At 59.1% G+C, this 20,016-nt stretch carries 8 protein-coding genes and 2 pseudogenes; 7 read left to right on the top strand and 3 right to left on the bottom strand.

Annotation, left to right across the window (positions count from 1 at the left end; translation table 11 throughout):
• Nucleotides 1-162 precede the first annotated feature (162 nt).
• Both J2Z31_RS26295 and J2Z31_RS26290 read right to left on the bottom strand, forming a co-directional pair.
• Nucleotides 163-1,371: a beta-ketoacyl-[acyl-carrier-protein] synthase family protein gene (locus J2Z31_RS26295; protein WP_209606284.1), complete on the bottom strand. Its 1,209-nt coding sequence runs from the start codon at nt 1,369-1,371 to the stop codon at nt 163-165.
• Nucleotides 1,372-1,557 carry a phosphopantetheine-binding protein gene (locus J2Z31_RS26290; protein WP_408022066.1) on the bottom strand — a complete coding sequence of 62 codons (186 nt, stop codon included), beginning with the start codon at nt 1,555-1,557 and terminating at the stop codon, nt 1,372-1,374.
• Between the two features lie 870 nt (nt 1,558-2,427).
• On the opposite strand from J2Z31_RS26290, the gene J2Z31_RS26285 reads away from it, so the two are divergent.
• From J2Z31_RS26285 to J2Z31_RS29490, 4 genes and pseudogenes are all read left to right on the top strand, one after another.
• On the top strand, nt 2,428-5,736 hold the full coding sequence (locus tag J2Z31_RS26285) for an amino acid adenylation domain-containing protein (RefSeq protein ID WP_209606282.1): 3,309 nt from the start codon (nt 2,428-2,430) through the stop codon (nt 5,734-5,736).
• Nucleotides 5,737-5,774: 38 nt separating this feature from the next.
• Nucleotides 5,775-7,127, top strand: coding sequence for an MATE family efflux transporter (locus tag J2Z31_RS26280; RefSeq protein WP_234939686.1), 1,353 nt, complete (start codon nt 5,775-5,777; stop codon nt 7,125-7,127).
• Nucleotides 7,128-7,429: 302 nt separating this feature from the next.
• Nucleotides 7,430-7,627, top strand: a pseudogene (locus J2Z31_RS29495) (4'-phosphopantetheinyl transferase family protein); the annotation flags it as partial.
• A 6-nt stretch (nt 7,628-7,633) separates the two neighbouring features.
• Nucleotides 7,634-7,999 (top strand): 4'-phosphopantetheinyl transferase family protein, encoded by a 366-nt coding sequence (locus J2Z31_RS29490; protein WP_328243666.1) that lies wholly within the window; start codon nt 7,634-7,636, stop codon nt 7,997-7,999.
• A 668-nt stretch (nt 8,000-8,667) separates the two neighbouring features.
• Here J2Z31_RS29490 and J2Z31_RS26270 read toward each other — a convergent pair.
• On the bottom strand, nt 8,668-10,836 hold the full coding sequence (locus J2Z31_RS26270; RefSeq protein WP_209606275.1) for a S46 family peptidase: 2,169 nt from the start codon (nt 10,834-10,836) through the stop codon (nt 8,668-8,670).
• A 621-nt stretch (nt 10,837-11,457) separates the two neighbouring features.
• Between J2Z31_RS26270 and J2Z31_RS26265 the strand changes: the two genes are divergently transcribed.
• The 3 genes and pseudogenes from J2Z31_RS26265 to J2Z31_RS26260 form a co-directional block, all read left to right on the top strand.
• Nucleotides 11,458-11,736 carry an HU family DNA-binding protein gene (locus tag J2Z31_RS26265; protein WP_028002333.1) on the top strand — a complete coding sequence of 93 codons (279 nt, stop codon included), beginning with the start codon at nt 11,458-11,460 and terminating at the stop codon, nt 11,734-11,736.
• A gap of 1,090 nt (nt 11,737-12,826) precedes the next feature.
• A pseudogene (locus J2Z31_RS30040) lies at nt 12,827-13,372 on the top strand (formyltransferase family protein); the annotation flags it as partial.
• A gap of 621 nt (nt 13,373-13,993) precedes the next feature.
• Nucleotides 13,994-20,016, top strand: a 6,023-nt coding sequence (locus J2Z31_RS26260; protein WP_234939685.1) for a non-ribosomal peptide synthetase, incomplete at its 3' end; no start/stop codon positions are given.

The following is a 20,016-nucleotide window of genomic DNA, read 5'->3' as shown; positions in this document are numbered from 1 at the left end:
CAGGTCTCCAGAGCTCACCGGCGTCAGCTTCACCCCACCGCTGTGTTCAGAAATCAGCCGGCGTTGCTTTGAAGCGTCGAGTCACGGGATCGGGCCGGAGCGCGTTTTAATGCTCGAGGCAGAACAGGAGCCGTTAACCGGGCACGGCATGACGCGCCGCTGCTACACCTGTCTGAATGCCAGAACCGCGTTTGTGCCTCCCATGGCGAACGCGTTGCTTAACGCTACTCGGATCTCTCGTTCGCGTGGCACATTTGGCGTGACGTCGAGATCGCATTTTGGATCATGCTCATTGTAGTTTGCCGTGGGCGGGACAATCCCATCGCGGATAGCCATCACACAGGCAATCATTTCGAGCGCGCTTGCTGCACCGAGACAATGTCCATGCATAGATTTGGTGGACGAGACCGACATCGAGCGAGTATGATCCCCAAAAACCCGCTTGATCGCCGCCGTCTCAACCTCATCATTCGCTTTGGTGCCGGTGCCGTGTGCGTTGAGATAGTCGACATCATCGGCATTCAGCCCGGCGTCTTGAAGGCACTGACGCATCGCAGCCTCAGGCCCTTCGGCAATCGGTGCAACAATATGGAAGGCGTCCGCCGAAAGGCCAATGCCGGCGATCTCAGCCAGGATCGTTGCACCGCGCGCTTTAGCATGTTGATAGCTTTCCAGCACAGCCATGCCAGCACCCTCTCCAAGTACCACGCCCTTTCTGTCGGCAGAGAAGGGGCGGCAAGTGTCCGGTGCGAGAACGCGCAACGCTTCCCATGATTTTAGTACACCCCATACAAGCGGTGCATCGCTACCCCCGGCAATCATGACGTCCGCTCGGCCGAGCCTGATCAGGTCCACCGCCGAGGCGATTGCATTGTTGGCGGAGGCGCACGCGGCAGTGACGCCGAAAACTGGCCCGCGCAGGCCCAGATGGATGCTAACTTGGCCCGCAGCGGCACCAGGCATCACTCTTGGAACAGTGAGTATCCCGGTCCGCTTGGCGCCGTCCATAAGCAGGGCGCGATAATTCTCCTCAACTGCCTCGGACCCACAAATGCCGACGCCAACAGTTGCACCACAGCGATCGGCATTCCATTCGTCACAGGAAAGCCCCGCCTGCTCTACCGCCTCACGGGCAGCAAGCACAGCAAGAAGGCTGAAACGATCCATCGAGGCGAGTTGCTTTTTACAGATGTCGTGCTCCGGCAGTGCTTTGATCTCGGCACCGATAATGCCGTCTAGCTCATAAAGCTCGGCATTGGAGATCGGCCCGATGGCGGAAATGCCAGCACACATGCCTCGCCAAATGGAGGCCGCATTGCTGCCGAGGGCGCATAGCCCGCCGATCCCGGTTATGACGACGCGTTTATCCATTCAAGACACCTTTGCCATTAAGGTACGCAGGGCTTCCACCAAATCGCCGACGGTATGAAGATTTGACCAGGCATCCGTTATGTTCATGTGGATCTCTACGTTATTGGCTTCCTCGAGGTCCCAGAGAAGATCCGCCAGGTCGAGTGAATCAAGGCCGAGCGAGGTTAGTTCCGTAGCGACCGTTATTTCTTCGCAATCCGTTGATGTAGCTGCCCCCGGCGCGCTTCCTGATTGTAGCTATAACTTCTTCAACAAGTTGATCGGACACACCGGTTCCTTCCATTATACGTTTCCATCTCGAGGCCGTGTTAATACTGGTCTGGCATGCGTCGAATGCTGCGCCTCTCGAACCTCGCATAGCCAGCTAAGTGGATTGCGATTGAACTGGAATGGACATGCTTTGATTTTGGTATAGAGAGCAAGATTCATAGAAAAGCACTTGTATGTGAAGTACATTTTATATGCACCATCGACTAAGATTTGGAAAATAGATTGTTTGGATAGACCGCATTCATGTTATCAATATACTGAACACTTTTTTGCTCGGAGATTATCCTTGAAACGGTAGCAAGCGCGCTATAGAAGCTACCGGTCCAGTGCATGGCGGCGAGCATCCAAACAAAAAGCCGACTCCGCACGCGTGAGTCTTGCTTGTAAGCTCGCCTCTCGGACCTGCCATCCCGCCACTGCTTCCGTCCCTTGCTTCCTGCGGCAGAGTGCTGGTAGTGCATCGATACCGATGGTGCAAAGGGCCGGTAACCTCTTTGCCCACGCTGGGTCTTGGGGCGCGTCAGGATCCGAGACAGCGCGACAATGAAATGTTGCCGGGTTCACACTCTGACCGCTATTCCTCAGAAACGCGCGTAACCGGCACCGCTGTCTGTTTGTAGAGTCAGCGACAACTGTAGTTCGACCTGGTTTCCTGCTCCTCATTTAAACGGTTGATATTGCGCTTCATTCCTCTTTGCGTAATTGGCACGAGTTTTGAAACCTCTCGTCGCGACGCGTCAGGGCCTCCCGACCGTGACCTAGTGATCGCACCCTGAGAGGAGACTTATGCTTAACGAAGGTCGACCTGCGAAGCCCGAATTTGTCGGAAGCCAGTTCATCGATGTAGTCGCGGCTATCGATAAGATTGCGGCATCATCCCCCGACAGGATTGCGATCCAGCATGGCTCGGAGGAGCTCACATATGGCGAGCTGCGGGTGCTGTCAGATACCATCGCAAACACCGTACGGGAGCGCTGCGCGGATGGCGCGGTCGTGGCCTATTGCGGCGAACGGAACTCTAATTGGGCAGCCACAGTAATCGCCATTCTGAAAAGCGGCTCAACATATTTGCCGCTCGATCCATCCTTACCGGCCTCCCGACTTTCCTTCATGATTAAGCAAAGTGGATGCACACTGATTATCGGGCCAGAAAAACTGGAAGCGCTTGGTCTCTTTGAGAAGGAGTGCGACGGCGCCAGACAATTCATGACGGTGGAGACGGCGCTACTCGGTAGCCGTTTCTCTCCTGCAATGCCATCTTCGGCTGAACCCCCTCTCGCTTACATTCTGTTTACGTCCGGTTCGACGGGAACGCCCAAGGGCGTGATGGTTCAGCGCGCGGGCCTAAACAACCATTTGATGGCCAAGATAAATGCGCTCGAAATAAGTGAGCAGGACTGTGTCGCACAGACTGCCTCTCATGGCTTTGACATCTCCCTATGGCAGCTTTTGGCAGGATTGTGTGTCGGCAGTTGCGTCGCGATCATAGATGATGCGACACTGAGATCTCCCTTGGCCCTTCTTAAAGCACTGCAGGCACATCGGATCGCAATCGTCCAATTCGTTCCATCGGTGCTCGCCATGTTCGTTGAACACCTGCAGACGCTCTCAGCCAAGGAGCGGCTCCTCGGTGCCTTACGCATGGTATCCACGGTCGGCGAACCGCTGACGCCTGCCTTGGCGCGCAGTTGGCTGACACTCTATCCTCAAGTCCCCATTCTCAATCATTACGGCCCGACAGAATGTGCGGACGGGGTGACGCACCATTTGATATCGATCCCACCCAGCCCAGCTGACACCTATGTGCCCATCGGTAGGCCGATTTCCAATCTTAAGGTTTATGTCGCCAATGGTTTGCGCCTGTGCAAAGCGGGGGAGGTCGGCGAGATCTATGTCAGCGGAGTCGGCGTCGCCGACGGATACATCAATGATAGCGACCGTACCAGAGACGCCTTTGTGCCAAACCCGTTCTCCGACCACCCATCCTATCGGCACCTCTACAGGACCGGCGATCTCGGACGCATCAGGGCAGACGGCCTTCTGGAATGTCTAGGTAGACGAGATCGTCAGATCAAGCTCCGGGGGCACCGGATCGAACTTGGAGAGATCAAGTCTCACCTCGCGGACAACCAAATTCAGCTTCGGGGTTTCAGAATTGAGCTGGAGGAAATTGAAGCGGCGCTTGAATCTCATCCTGGCGTTGCGCGAGCCGCGGTTCTGGTAGAAGGCGCGGATGACGATCGGCAGCTCGTTTCCCTTCTGGCCCCAGCTCACGAAAATCTGACCTCAGGAGACATTCTAACTCATCTGCGGCAGGCACTTCCGTCTTACATGCTGCCGTCGGATTTTCGGATGGTGGAACGTATGCCGCTCACACCCAGCGGGAAAATAGATCGGGCTCGCTTGTCTTCCATTTCATCCCGCCCGATCCGAAAAACGAGATCGGCTGAACCGCGCACGGAAAGGGAGCAACTCCTCGCTGCGATTTGGCAAGAGCTGTTGGGCACCAAAGCTATCGGCATTGATGACAGCTTCTTCGACATCGGCGGAAATTCGCTTCTGAGTGTGCGGTGCGTCACACTGGCGCGTAACGCGGGAGTAGACTTGACGGTCGGTCAGTTGCACCGGACACCGACGATCCGGCAACTGGCAACGCACCAAGCGCCGGCGGCGACATGTGCGACCCTCAAGGGACCGCTGCCGGTAACCCCTGCAGTCACACATTGGAATCGTATCGTCGGACTCGGCGAGCACTACAACATTGGCGATCTTTTCTTCATGCCCGCCGGTCTCCTGAATATTTCCATTCTTGAGCGTGCCGTTGTGCATGTCATCGGGCGGGAGGAAGGACTGAGGCTCCGTATTAAGCAAACGGACAGGGGCCTATCTCAGGTAATCGGATCAATAGCAGATTGCCCCGTAGAGGAACTAGACCTTGTCGGAGTAGCCACATCAGAACAACTAACGATCATTGAGCGCGCCTGTGCTGAGCGTCAGCACGGTTTTCGATTTGACGGTCGGACGCCTCTTGTCAAAGTCTCAGCCTTCAGGACATCAGAAACCGGCGATTACTATTTGCTTGTTCTGCTGCATCACTTTGTAGCAGACGGGGTTGGATACAGGCTGTTCCTGAATGCGCTCGATAAAGCTTATAGCTCGCTTGCTGCAGGCCGAATCGCTGCAGATCCAGGGACCACGCCCCTTTCTCAATGGCTCGCCCGATTGAATGATTACGCGAATGGCGAAGCGCCAGCCGAACTCCCACATTGGGAGAGTCTGCGGTATGAGTTGTTTGATATCCGTGTAAGTGACGCCGGGTCACGTCCGGCGGGATTTTCGGCTGAAACTGCGAGGTGGCTCCACTATGAAGGCTTCGATGGGCCAATCGAAGAGAAATTCTGCAGGCCGCTATGGAAGGATCAGGCCACATACCGTCTAAGGATCGATGAGGAGACGACGGCGCGCCTTCTCAAGATTGTGCCGACATCTGCGCATTGCGAAGATTTTGATATATTGCTCGCGGCTATCTCGGGAGCATTTGGCCGCGCTTTCGGAAATTACTCGCTCTGGATTGACAGTCTCACTTCGACCCGGGGAGGTCTATTCGACGACATCGATCCGTCGCAAACGATTGGCTACATCGGTGAACTGGTACCCCTGCCGTTATACGTTGCCGGAACGGAGTCTCGTCAAGACCGGGCTCGCTCTATATATCAGCAACGCAGCGCCCTGCCGCGCAAGGGCATAGGTTTCCGGGCATTGAAGTTCTTGAATCGGCATCCCGCCGTGCGGGAGCGGGTCGATCGTCTGCCGTTACCCCGGATCGGAGTGAACTATCGAGCGAGACTCCAACGTCACTATCCGCGCCGCCTGCTATCCACAGATCCACACCCGCTGTGGATCGGCGAAGATATGAATCAGTCAGTTATGAACTATCTCTTTTGGTTTCGTGTCGGATGCCAGTCGGGCAAACTACAGATTGAAGTGAGATACGATCCGAGACAAGTGGGCTACGAATCTACCCGCAGCCTCTGCACAACCTTGCGCGAAGAGCTGCAACGGACTGTCGATGCGTTTGCAGAGGCCAACAGATGAGGCCGTTGGAGCTACATATCAAAGGCAAAGACGAACGCATGGCATCGCCGGCAGACCACATTAGTTTGTTGGACGGCAAGGTTTCCCACCTCATCATGCGCCTTTCCATTCCGTCGATTATCGGTTTGTCGATCAATGGAATTCAGCAAGCGGTGAATGCAATCTTTGTCGGTACGCTTGGCCCCCAGGCCATCGCGGCCGTCAGCATTGCTTTGCCGTTGGTGGTGCTGCTGTCTGCGGTAGGGCAGGGGATCGGGGCCGGTACAGCATCATTCGTGTCCCGCAATCTTGGAGCTGGCAATTCATTGGAAGCGAGTCGTGGTGCGAGCTTGGCACTCGGTCTCGTGGTTCCGATCGGAACGACGCTTACTGTCACCATCCTTTTCAGCTTGCGCGACGCTCTCACTTTGCTCGGCGCCAGTCCAACGATAATGCCAGCCGCGCTCGAATATGCCTCGACGCTCCTGGTTGGTTATACTCTTATCCTGTTGAACATGGTCAGTGGGTTCATCGTACGGGCTGAGGGTAACACCCGGTTCAGCATGTGGACGATGATTACGGCTTTCACGTTGAACGCCCTGCTCGATCCGCTTCTGATTTTCACTCTGGATCTCGGAGTTCGCGGAGCGGCGCTGGCAACACTGTTGTCCCAGATCGTCGCCACCAGCATGTACATCGTATATTTCGCCAAGCAACGCGGGATTGTCCGTTTCCGAGCTTCCTACATCACTTCGAGGGGCGACCGATTAAAGCAGATAGCCGCCGTTGGAGCCCCAGCGACGATCACCGGTATTTTGACAGCGGCTTCATTTATGTTCTTGTACAGGGCTGCTGCCACGTTCGGCGACAATTCGATTGCCGCTGTGGGTATAGCCGCACGATTGCTAACAATCGGGACATTCCCGATCGTTGGATTTTGCATCGGCTCACAGGCGGTCCTTGGTTTCAGTTGGGGAGCACAGGATTTTGCTCGGGTGCAGAAGGCCGCGACGTTCATGCTTTCCACAGTCTGCGCCTTTTCAGTCAGCTTTTCTGCTGTGGTTGTGATTTTCGCCCGGCCAATCGTCAGCCTTTTCAGCGACAGCGAGGATGTGACTGAAATCGCTGTCTCCACCTGTATTATGTTCCATCTCTTTTTCGGGCTGTTTGGCGTCCAATACGTGGTAATAACCATGCTTCAGTCGTTCGGGAGAGCACGCCTGAGTGCCGTCGTTTCCTTCGCAAGGCAAGGATATCTCTTCGTACCAGCCATACTACTATTTCCTCGTATTTGGGGATTCACGGGATTATTGATCAGCCAGGCAGCTGCTGAGCTACTGGCAGGACTGCTTGCCATCTTTGTAGCGGTCAAGCAGTTCAACAACCTCAAAGGAATGCTCCTGCACCGCTAATCCGAGGTCATGCACCCTTGGCTGCTACTGCATGTTTCCTTAAATCGTATCCACTTTAAGGACAAAAACATGCAGCAATTCAAAGTGCTACAGCGACCTTTGCGCGTCTGATAAGACGCGCGGCGCTGTAGTGCTTAAGCCGCTCGAAAAAACAGCGTCCGGCGACCGTAGCCAGCCGTAAGCGCAACGTTCCATGCGGTACTCAATTGTGCTCGAGCGAAAGGAAATCTCAAGTGATAGAGACGCTGCTTCCATCCAATATAGCCGTGCAAACCTCTCGGGCAAGTAGAGGCCCAGAAGTGATGCCCGAAGAAGCGAGTGCCGTGGCTGGGGCGATCGAAAGCAGGAGGCGTGAATTCTCCGTCGGACGAGCCTGTGCCAGATCGGCATTAGCCAAGCTTGGCTTTCCTCCGTGCGCCATCCCAAGTGGACCTGACCGGGCTCCAGTTTGGCCAGCCGGCATAGTCGGCAGCATAACACATTGTGCTGGATTCTGTGCCGCCGCTGTGGCCCTGCAGGAGGACTACGTTGCGCTCGGAATCGATGCAGAAGTCGATGAGGAGCTGCCGTCGGGCGTGTTGGAGCTCATTTCGGTTAACGAGGAGCGAGAGTGGCTGGCCAACGCACCAAGGCGCCTCAATTGGGGCCGATTGCTCTTCAGTGCCAAGGAGAGCATCTTCAAGGCGTGGTTTCCGCTCACACGTGAATGGCTGGAATTCGAGGACGCGGTGATCACTTTCATTCCGGACGGGACGTTTGTTGCTCGGCTTCCGAACACGCTCATGCCGACCCGCAATTGTGCTTGGGAACTCCGCGGCCGCTTCAGCATTGCAAATGGACTAGTACTAACTGCAGTATTCATCGCGGGGTAGCGTTAGCCCCGGCGTCAAAGCCTCGCGTTCTCCAGTTACGCGCGATCGGCGCCTGATGGAGCGCTCAATGGTGAGCCGTGACAAGGTGATGGATCGACTGAGTGAGTGGTGCTCACCAATATCCGTGGGCCAGCGCCCCGGCGCTCCAACTGCGAAAGTATTTTGCAAACAACAGCCGGTAGTGTGTTGAAGATTCCGCAAATTCCCTCAGAGGGGCGACACCATGGCAGGCTGGTGGTGTTGAACGTCACCCGCTCCCCTCACGAGCAACCCCGGGGATGCTCCAGCCCGCTATTGTGTATTGTCGCTCGCTTGATTTCTCAATGTAGTCCACGGCTGGTCTCCCTTCGGTTGGCGAGGCAGGAGAGGGGGGTGAAAGATCGATAGTCGCAAAAGCATGAGTGCCAGCTTAGGGTGCGGAACGGGCACTCACAACAGGTTGTGCACCTGGCTCCGCTGAGGAGCAGCAAGGGGGATAGCGGTGCGGCCCCTGCGCACATAATCTGAATGTAACTCCAAGGCGCGTGTCCAGGCCCCCGCGGGCTTTTCTCATTCACCTTGGAGCAGCAGAAGGAGACCGCGGCGAGCTGGTTGGAGGTGACGGTCCACCAACCTGCGGGCAAGCCTTAGTGCTGTTTCTGACGAGCCGATCGAGCGCATTGTCATCATTACAAACGTTTTCCAGCCCACGCCGGCGGCACTCCCATTTCCTTGAGCAACCGGCCGGCGCCGTCGATCTTGTCCATGGTCCAGAGCATGAAACGACTGTCGACGTGGATGCTGCGATTGCGATCTCCGGGAAAGGCCCAGTCCCCAATCACGCCCTCTAGCGTGCCGTCGAAGGCGAGACCAACGAGCTCGCCGCGCCCATTCAACGTCGCCGAGCCGCTATTGCCACTGGTAATGTCGACCGTGGACAGGAAGTCGACCGGTAACGTGCCCAGCGCTGGCGCGACATAGGGGCCATAGTCCTTAGCGCGAATCGCGGCAATGGCGGCTTCGGGTGCGTCGAACTCACCCTTTCCGGTATGCTTGGCCAGCAGTCCCTCAGCCGTGGTGAAGGGCGTCCAGATCTGCCCGTCTTGCGTTCGCCTCGCCACCTTGCCCCAGGTGAGGCGCAGCGATCCATTTGCGTCGGGATACACGGGCCGGCCGATCGCCTTCCTATAGGCAAGCAGGCCCTGCATATAAGTCGCGCGCGCCGCCTGCGTGCGGCCGGCGAGATCCTTGTTCGTGCGCTCCGCGGCTATCTCGCCGGGATAAAGTGCAACCGCCAGCTTGATGAAAGGATCGTCCGATGCCTCGAAAGCAGCAGCCGGTTTATCGAGCCAGCCGAGCCGCGTAGCCGTGTCGGCGAGTTTGGTGTCTGCATAGAGTCGATCAAGGCCGATTTGGCCCAGAGCGGTCTCGAACGCAGTGTCGCGGTCCTTCGCGTCCAGCCGGTGATATTCCTCGAGTGCGGCCTCGAACAGCTTGCGATCGATGTCGGGCAGATACTCGCGTTCGAGCTGCGTCAGTCGATCGATGGTCTCGCTGCGGTCACGATCCTGAAAGCCGCTTTCGCGGGTGGCATCTGGTTTCTCGTGCTCCTTCGCCCAGCGATAGAGCGTGCGTGCGGATGAGAGGATCCGCGCTTGGCCGAGCAGCGCCGCCCCCAGCCCCTGGAGCGAGGCCCGGCTGCTCTCCTCCACTCTGGCATCCAGCTCGAGGACCGCCGCGCCATAGCGCGCCTGCAGCGCGGGATCGGCAGCGACCCAGTTGCGATAAGCTGTCTCCTCGGTGGCCTTGCGAGCGTTGAGCCCAACCGCATCAGCGCCGGCGAGATCGCCCGCCAGCTTCTTCGCGTAGTTTTCCACGCCTTGCAGGATGGAGGCGTAGCGGATCTGCGCAGTGCGGTTGCCTAGCGTGGCCTGCTTTATCTGGGCGGCATAATTCGAGAGCCAACGCTGCCATAGCGGTTCGTACTTCGCAAAGTTGAACCGGACTTCCCCAGCGGTGCGAAACCGATCGGTAGTACCGGGAAAGCCAGCGACCATCACAAAATCGCCCTCTTTCAGGCCTTCGCGAGCGATGCGCAGCCAGTTCTTCGGCCGGTAAGGCACATTGTCAGGCGCATAAGGCCGGGAGGAACCATCAGGAGCGACATAGGCGCGATAAAAGCCGAAGTCGCCTGTGTGGCGTGGCCACATCCAATTATCCTTTTCGCCGCCGAATTCACCGATGCCACGTGCGGGCGAATAGACGAGGCGCACGTCCTGAATTTCGAGCTTCTGCTGAAGGTAGTAGGAGGCGCCACCATAATAGGCCCGCACGTCGCAGCGGCGGTTGGGCTGTCCTTCACACGCGGCGATCAGGGCCTTGCGGTTCGCGTCGAGCTGCTCATGGCGGGCAAAACCGGTCAGGTCGGCCGAGATTCCCTTGAGCATGTCGGCGGTCACTTCCCGTTGATCTTCGATAACATAGATGCGGCTGCCGCGAGCCGCAGGCAATTCTTCACTCAGGCTTCTCGCCAGAAAGCCGTTTGTGAGATGGTCCTCGCCCTCCTTGCTGATGTTCTGGAGGGATCCCACTACGCAGTGGTGATTGGTCGCGACCAGCCCTTCGGGACTGACGAAGGAGGCGGAGCATCCGCCGAGTGAGACGATCGCGTTGAGCGGGGCAGCGTCGAGACGGCTCAGCTGGGCGGGATCGATCTGGAGCCCATCCGCGCGCATGGCCGCGCCGATTTCTGCAGTCTGGTCGGGCATCCACATACCTTCGTGCGCCGACGCAGCGCTAGCGGTCCAGAGCAAGGCGATGGTACTTGCTTGGGCCAAACATTTCATATTCCAGTTCATGTTGATGTAGCTCCCGTCTTGGTGGCTGATTTATCTCGTGGGCTATATCGATGACCAGCGCGAGACGCTGTTCACCCGTCGAGCTGATCGCGGGAGAGCGATGCAATATGCTCGGGTTCTCCTGCCAAATTTGTGTACCTTGAACATCGCCGCCGGACCTGGGGTGGCCCTGCTCGATCGTCTTCGCGGCTGCCACTCCGTGACGGCACAGTGGACTGTTAACGCGCGCATCTGCATTGCGCTCACCTCTCCTTATATGGGATTGCATACCGCGACGGTTGCCAACCGTCCGATGCAGTAATCGTGCCAAAGGAAAACAGTTTCAAATACAACGTGGGGAGACCGCTCCATGTATGTCCCGTCTCCGACATTCGTAGCGGAACCGACATATTGACGCGGCCCTCGCATCGCCAACTAGACCGCCGGTCAGCCGCCGCCTTAACCGCCTGCGAGAGAGAGAGAGAGAGAGAGAGAGAGAGAGAGAGAGAGAGAGAGAGGTAGACGGGCATAGGGAGTGCGGAAGTTGTGGAAATGCACCAGTCACGTGGCAACAAGGCAAACAATTGCGTGACAGGGCTGGCTCTGCGGTGAATGCTCTTCTTCTTTGAGGAAGGGGAATGCATGACCACCACCAATGAAATTGCCGACAAGATCGCCGCTGATCATCAACTCACCAAGGCCCAAGGGAAGGCGATCGTCGAAGCAGTCTTCGGCGCGATCACTGCCGCGGCAACTGCTGGCTCCGAAACGTCGATCCCCGGCTTTGGCAAGTTCAAGGTAAAGGACACGCCGGAGCGGGAAGCGCGTAATCCGGCAACCGGTGCCACCATCAAGGTTGCTGCTGCGAAGAAGTTGACCTTCACGCCGGCAAAAGCTCTCAAGGACGCCTTGAACAAATAGCGTCTGCCGCCGTTGGCGGGCACGCTGAGATTAAAGTGACTCGAAATTCGGTAGCGTACTCCTGCATGTTTCCTTACATACCCGATTTAAGGATAAATACATGCAGCAATTCAAAGTGCTGCAGCGTCCTTTGCGCGTCTGATTGGGCGCAGGGCGCTGTAGCTCACGCTGCGGCGGAACTATCTGGATGCGCCCGGACCAGGCAAATTTCGCTACGCGCCCGTCACGTCGTCAGGCGCGTAGATGCCGATCAGTCGGCGCCACGAAGCCGCATCTGCCAATAAAGCAAGGCCGCAGCCGCGGAGCACCTCTGCTGCGGAAATCCACCCGCGTCCCGGCCAGGTTTTAAGTCCAGCATACGCAGGGAAGGTCAGCGCCGAGGGGCGCGCACGTAAATCGTTACTTTTCCCGAGTTCGACCCTCCAAATCTACGTTTCGAAGTGCGCTCTTGAAAGGCGCACGTCGAACCGATGCGTGCGCATCATCACGTATCGCGGATATGCTGGCGCAGATTGCGTAGATGACGGCGGGCTCTACGGGTTACGCGCATTGTTAGAGCTTCGCCAATGTCGGACACCGTAAATGGTCCCGTGAGCGCCATCCCATTGTTCTGCAAAATTTGCCCCTCCCGTAGACACGCTCAACGCGGCTCGCCTGGGATGCGGTGGTCGCCAGAAGACCGCGGGCGCCGATGAAACTAGCCGTTCCACAGCGAGAGACTGGGCGAGAACCGGGACCGTCTTTGGTGGACGGCAGAGCTCGCGCACCAACGCCAATCGGATGGACAGTCAGAACGGGGTGCGTCGGTCCATACATTGGAAGCTGTGAAGTAAAGCGCGCCGATGAAGCCGATATTTGAATAGCTCCCATCAAATCAATCGATTAGGCCAACGGGCCGATGTGGGGTAACGGTAAAGGAGATGATGTTGAGGCGTTAAACCATGATTAGCTGCAGTGCTAATCCATGGTGGCCCAAGTTACAACAGCCTCCTCGGCAGCGATGGTGACGATGTTCTCATCGCGCCCACTGGCAACGGCTGGATGGACTATTGATAACGCGTGAGCACGAGATCGCTGAAGAGGACCAAAAATGATCGATTTGTCGCGTCCGGAAAGCTCGAATAGCCATGAGGGCTGCGGCCAAGATCTGGGAGACCCCAGCACTACATCAACCCTATCAGTTATCTTTGTCGGTGGTGGCACGCTTAGTATTAGATGTGCACAGATGGCAAAGGAAATGGGCTGTTCCGTACCCGCCGTTCTACCTACAGATGATGTGTTCCGTACCTGGGCTACTCATTTAGGCATCCATTGCTTCGATAACGTCGACCAGACCTATGAATTTCTATGCGATGTGAATGTCGATTTGATATTTTCCGTCGTTAATCCCGTTATCTTGCCAGCTCATTTATTGGAGCAAGCACGTGTAGGTGCGTTCAATTATCACGACAGCCCACTGCCGCGTTACGCAGGGACCCACGCGACAAGCTGGGCAATTCTGGCGCAAGAGAGCCAATACGCCATTTCGTGGCATCACATGGATCCTGGTATTGACACGGGCAACGTAGTTGTGCAGTGCCCGGTGCCCATTGCATCAACCGATACGGCATTGACCCTCAACCTTAAATGCTATGATGCCGCGATAGAAGGGTTTCGCGCTCTTCTAGCGAAAATAGCGCGGGCCGATCTCCAGGGCCGCCCGCAGCAGCTGGCAAACAGGACCTATTTTCCGAGGAAGCAACGGCCTATTGCCGCTGGTTGTCTAAGATGGAACCAGTCCGCGCAGGAATTATCAGCGATTGCTCGTGGTTTGGACTTCGGCCCTTATCATCCGAATCCGTTGTGCTTGCCTAAGGTTGTCGTCGGAGAAGATGCTATCCCGGTTCGGCGCTTGGAGGTATCCACTCGGGCTTCTGATTATCAGCCAGGCTCCCTGCTCGAAATACATCCAGACCACTGGCGTGTCGCGACGGAAACAGAAGACGTTGATCTTTGGTTTGGTGCTCCCAATGGCCCGTTCGTCGATGCGATAGCACTCGCAGAACGCTCTTGTCTGAATGTAGGTGACCGTCTCGCGATTTTGAGCGATGACCACGCATTGTCCATAACTACTATCTGTGAAGCGTTGGCTCCACGGGAGAGATTTTGGCTGCGGCGACTTGAGACATTCAAACCATCGCAGCTACCTTATGTTTCGTCTCTTCTGGGCGAACAACCGCCCAAATGGCACACGAGCTCCTGGCGCAATATAGATGCCTTGGCAGAACTCTCGCCGACGCAACGCGTGGAATGCTTGTTGAGTGCTTGGTTGATTTATTTGGCCCGCACGGCAGGTGAAGCAGAGCTTCAGCTAGGTTGGCGTCCAGCACTCGATGAAACGCAGATTGATGGGCGTCTGGCGCAGAAGCTTATAGCGTCTATCGTGCCGATGGAAATTACCATCGACGTCAATCACGGTTTTTCTGAGCTACGCGCGACGGTCGCGGCTGAATGTGTTCTATTGCGTAGACACACTAGCTTTGCCCGCGATCTCATAGCACGTAGCCCGGCACTGTCGGGCGACAAAGGGCTGCAATTGCGTCAACCGTGGCCAATTGGCGTTATGATGACGACGATGAGCCACGGCCCTTCAGTTGACGAACTTGGGTCCAATCCCGAGTCGGAAATGATCCTGCCAGGCAGCTTACTGACGCTTGAAATCAACGCGGTCGACGGGAGCTTTAGGTGGCACATTGATGAAAATCGCTGGGCGCCCGAGAAAATCGGCAATGTTACGCAGCATCTAGAGAATTTTCTAAGCGTCGCTACACTCAATCCACAGCAACCGGTCGGCCGGATCGAGCTGCTGTCAGCTGAGGAGCGGGGCTATCTTCTTGAAGATCTGAACCGGACGGAAGTGGACTATCCGTCGGAGCTTTGCGTCCATGAACTGTTCGAGGCGCAGGTGCGCCGGGCGCCCGACACCGTGGCAGTGGTCTTCGAAGGGCAGTCGATCTCCTATGGCGAACTGAATGCTAAGGCCAACAGGCTGGCCCATCATCTGATCGACCTTGGGGTCAAGCCGGACCAGCCGGTGGCCATCTGCCTGGAGCGCAGCCCGGCGATGGTGGTGGGGTTGCTGGCGATCCTCAAGGCGGGCGGTGCCTATGTGCCGCTCGACCCGGCCTATCCCTCCGCGCGGCTGCGGCAGGTGCTCGACGATGCCGCCCCGCGGCTCATGCTTTGCGATGCCGCCGGCCGCGAAGCGCTGGGCGCCGAGGCACTCGCCGATCTGAGCGTGATCGACTTCTCGGACGGCGAGCTTTCCTGGGCCGACCAGCCCGCTGACGATCCCGACCCGCACGCCCTCGGCCTGACAGCGCGCCATCTCGCCTATGTCATCTACACATCAGGCTCTAGCGGAACGCCAAAAGGCGTCATGGTCGAGCATCAACAGTTGTCGAACTATTTGCAGTGGTCAAATCGAAGCTTTTACCAGAGAACTTCGAATGGCTCGCCTGTAACGCATTCGATGACTTTTGATGGCATCGTTACGACCCTATTCGGGCCGCTGCTGGCGGGAACGAAACTTCATCTTCTAGATCCGGCTGTCCAAATTAACTCTCTTGCTGAATCGACGGATGGACAAACCTTCGATTTGGTCAAGGTTACTCCCTCGCATCTGAGCATGCTTAACAAAACGATGCATGATGGGAAGGAAGAAGCTCCAACAAAAGCACTTATGGTTGGCGGCGAAGCCCTAGTTCCAGCCGACATGCGATTTTGGCAGCGGCGTTTTCCAAATGTGCGCCTGATTAACCATTTTGGTCCGACAGAGGCCACCGTTGGATGTGCCTCATTCGAAATAACGGGCGATCTCGAAGGCCTCACGTCAATCCCGATCGGGCGTCCGATATCGAACACGCGGCTTTATGTGCTTGACGACCATGGCCAGCCCGTTCCGTTCGGGGCTGTGGGCGAGCTTTATATCGGCGGGGCAGGGGTTGCGCGCGGCTACCTCAATCGCCCGGAGCTGACGGCGGAGCGGTTCCTGACCGATCCGTTCAGCGGCGAGGCGGATGCCCGCATGTACCGGACCGGCGACCTGGCGCGCTATCTGCCGGACGGCAATCTCGAGTTTCTGGGCCGCAACGACGAGCAGGTGAAGATCCGCGGCTTCCGCATCGAGCCGGGCGAGATCGCCGCCCGGCTCTGCGAGCATGAGCTTGTCGGCGAGGCGGTGGTGGTGGCGCGGGAGGATCACGCCGGCGACAAGCGGCTCGTCGCCTATATGGTTGCAAAGAGGACGGACGGGTCGGACGAGGCCGATGGCGCGGAACTTGCCGCGGCGTTGCGGGCCCATCTCGGTGGCCTGCTGCCGGACTACATGGTGCCGTCAGCCTTCGTGCGGCTGGACGCACTGCCGCTGACGCCGAACGGCAAGCTCGACCGCAAGGCACTGCCGGTTCCTGACGACGAGGCCTATGCGCGGCGAGCCTATGAAGCGCCGCAGGGCGCGGTCGAAACGGCGCTGGCCGGGATCTGGGAAGAGCTTCTCGGCATCGAGCGGGTCGGCCGCCACGATAACTTCTTCGAACTCGGCGGTCACTCATTGCTGGCAGTGCAGCTGATGGAGCGGCTGCGGCGGCAGTCGCTCGGGGTGGAGGTGCGCACCCTGTTCGCCAAGCCGGTGCTTTGTGATCTCGCCGCAAGCCTTGGCAGCCACCACGAGGTGGCGGTGCCGGCCAACCGGATCACCGAAGAGAGCACGGCGATCACGCCAGAGATGCTGCCGCTGATCGATCTGACCCAGAAAGAGATCGACTGGATCGTGTCGACGGTGCCCGACGGCGTCGGCAACATCCAGGATATCTATGGCCTGTCGCCGCTGCAGGACGGCATTCTGTTCCACCATTTGCTGGCAACCGAGGGCGATCCCTATCTGCTGGTCTCGCAGATGGCCTTTGCCGATCGGGGCCTGCTCGACCGCTACCTGGCTGCGGTTCAACAGGTGGTCGACCGGCACGATATCCTGCGCACCGCCTTTGTCTGGCAGGGACTGTCGAGCCCGGCGCAGGTTGTGTGGCGCAAGGCGCCGCTGGCGGTGAGCGAGGTCGAGCTGGACGAGAATGGCGGTCCCGGCCACGAACGGCTGAAGCGCCGGTTCGATCCGCGCCACTACCGTCTCGCCCTTGGCCAGGCGCCGCTGATGCGGTTCGTGATTGCGCGCGAGCCAGGCAGCGAGCGCTGGCTGCTTTTGGTGTTGCGGCATCATCTGATCGGCGATCACACGACGGCCGAAGTGATGCATGCCGAGGTCCGGGCCGTGCTCGAGGGGCGCGCGCATGAGCTGGCGCCGCCGCAGCCGTTCCGCAATCTGGTGGCGCAGGCCCGTCTCGGCGTTTCGTCCGAAGAGCATGAAGCGTTCTTCCGGGAGATGCTCGCCGACATCGACGAGCCGACCACACCGTTCGGGCTGAGCGAGGTTCGCGGCGATGGCCGCGGATCCCGCGAGGCGCAGCGGATGCTGCCGCAGGCGCTCAACGATCGGCTGCGGGCCCAGGCGCGGCGGCTGGGGGTGAGCCTGGCGAGCCTTTGCCATCTGGCCTGGGGCCAGGTGGTGGCGCGGAGCAGCGGCCGCGAGCAAGTGGTGTTCGGCACGATGCTGTTCGGCCGCATGCATGCCGGTGCCGGCGCCGACCGTGCCATGGGCCTGTTTATGAATACCCTGCCGTTGCGACTGGATCTGGATGGCACCGGGGTTGAGCAAAGTGTGCGTATCGCCCACGCCCGTCTGGCCGAGCTGCTCTCACACGAGCATGCCCCGCTGGCATTGGCGCAACGCTGCAGCGGCGTTGTCGCACCAGCGCCATTGTTCAGTGCGCTGCTGAACTATCGCCACGCCACGCCGGCCCACAACACGCCGGCCCAAAGCACGCCGGCCATGTCCGACGTGGGAGCAAGCGACGTGCTGTCCGGCATGGAATGGCTGGGGAGCGAGGAACGCACCAATTATCCCGTGACCCTGTCGGTGGATGATTTTGGCGAGGCACTGGGGCTCACGGCGGACGCGGTCGAGCCGATCTCCCCCGATCGCATCTGCGGCTACATGCAGCGGGCGCTCGAGCAGCTGGCGGAAGCATTGGAGCAGGCTCCCGACAGGCCGGTGCGCGAGCTCGACATCCTGCCGGCCGCTGAGCGCCGCTATCTGCTGGAGGAGCTTAACCTGACGGACGCGGACTATCCGTCGGATCTGTGCGCCCACGAGCTGTTCGAGGCGCAGGTGCGCCGGGCGCCCGACGCGGTGGCGCTGGTCTTCGAACGGCGGTCGATCTCCTATGGCGAACTCAACGCCGAGGCCAACCGGCTGGCCCATCATCTGATCGGGCTTGGGGTGAAGCCCGACCAGCCGGTGGCGATCTGCCTCGAGCGCAGCCCGGCGATGGTGGTGGGGGTCTTGGCGATCCTCAAAGCCGGCGGCGCCTATCTGCCGCTCGACCCGGCCTATCCGAGCGCGCGGCTGCGGCAGGTGCTCGACGATGCCGCCCCGCAACTCATGCTTTGCGATGCCGCCGGCCGCGAAGCGCTGGGCGTCGAGGCGATTGCAAGCCTGAGCGTGGTCGACTTTTCGGACGGCGAGCTTCCCTGGGCCGACCAGCCCGCTGACGATCCCGACCCGCATGCGCTCGGCCTGAGCTCCAGCCACCTCGCCTACATCATCTACACATCAGGCTCTACCGGCACGCCCAAGGGCGTCATGGTCGAGCATCGGGGATTGGTGAACTATTTGCACTTTGCCTGTGGGGCCTACGTGCCCAGGTCTTCCTCGGTGGTCTCCTCGTCCTTGGCCTTCGATGCCATTATTACCAGCCTGTTTGCGCCCTTGATGTGTGGTGGCCATGCACAGCTTGTCAGGCGAGACGAGGTCGAGGGGGTAAAGGAAAGGATCCGCTCGCATTGCGGGATCATCGACATCACCCCGAGCCATCTGGACGCTCTTGGGCAACAGATGCTGGCGGACTCTGCCGCCAGCCAGGTTGACCTGTTTATCATTGGCGGTGAAGCGCTGTTCGGTTCGACAGTCGAATTGTGGCGCAGGGTCCAGCCTGCGGCCAGAATGGTGAATGAGTACGGCCCCACCGAAACGATCGTCGGCTGTCTCTTTTATGAGGTTCCGGCAGCGCCAGCTGTATCCGCGAACGTCCCGATCGGCCGTCCGATCGCGAACGCGCGGGTGTACCTGCTGGACGATCATGGTCAGCCTGTTCCGTTCGGGGCAGTGGGCGAGCTCTATATCGGCGGGGCAGTGGTTGCGCGCGGCTACCTCAACCGGCCCGATCTGACGGCGGAGCGGTTCATCGCCAGTGCCTTTGTCGAAGGCGATCGTCTCTATCGGACCGGCGACCTGGCGCGCTATCTGCCGGATGGCAATCTCGAGTTTCTGGGCCGCAACGACGAGCAGGTGAAGATCCGCGGCTTGCGCATCGAGCCGGGCGAGATCGCCGCCCGGCTGCTGGAGCATGAGCTTGTCGGCGATGCGGCCGTCGTGGCGCGCCAGGATGCGACCGGCGACAAGCGGCTTGTCGCCTATGTGGTTGCGAAGACGGCAGACGGGTCGGATGAAGCGGATGGTGCCGAGCTTGCGGCGGCGTTGCGGGCCCATCTCGGTAGCCTGCTGCCGGCCTACATGGTGCCGTCGGCCTTCGTGCGGCTGGATGTGCTGCCGCTGACGGCCAACGGCAAGCTCGACCGCAAGGCACTGCCGGCCCCTGCCGACTCAGCCTATGCGCGCCGGGTTTTCGAGGCGCCGCGCGGCGAGATCGAGACGGCACTGGCGGCGATGTGGCAAGAGCGTCTCGGCATCGAGCGGATCGGCCGCCACGACAACTTCTTCGAGCTCGGCGGCCACTCGCTGCTGGCGGTGCAGCTCTCGAGCCGGTTGCCGCAGGCTGTCGGTGTCGAGGTGCCGCTGGCGACCCTGTTCGCCAGGCCGGTGCTTGCCGACCTGGCGGAAAGCATCGCCGAACAGTTGCGCCGCGCCGGTCCCAAGGACCTCCCGGCGATTGTCGCCGTGGCGCGCGACGAGCCGCTGGTGCTGTCGTTTGCGCAGCAGCGGCTGTGGTTTTTGGCGCAGCTCGACGAGGGCAGCACCAACTATCACATCCCGTTGGGCTTGCGGCTGCGCGGAGCGCTCGACCGCGTCGCCTGGCGGCGCAGCCTTGACCGTCTGTTTGCCCGTCACGAGGCGCTGCGCAGTGTCTTTGTCGCCCCTGAGGGCCGGCCCCGGGTCGAGCTGCTGCC

Origin of the sequence: Sinorhizobium kostiense (genome assembly GCF_017874595.1) — a bacterium.
In the GTDB taxonomy this organism is placed as follows: Bacteria; Pseudomonadota; Alphaproteobacteria; order Rhizobiales; family Rhizobiaceae; genus Sinorhizobium; species Sinorhizobium kostiense.
The sequence above is the reverse complement of the archived record's forward strand: the minus strand, read 5'-3'. Positions and strand labels throughout refer to the sequence as shown.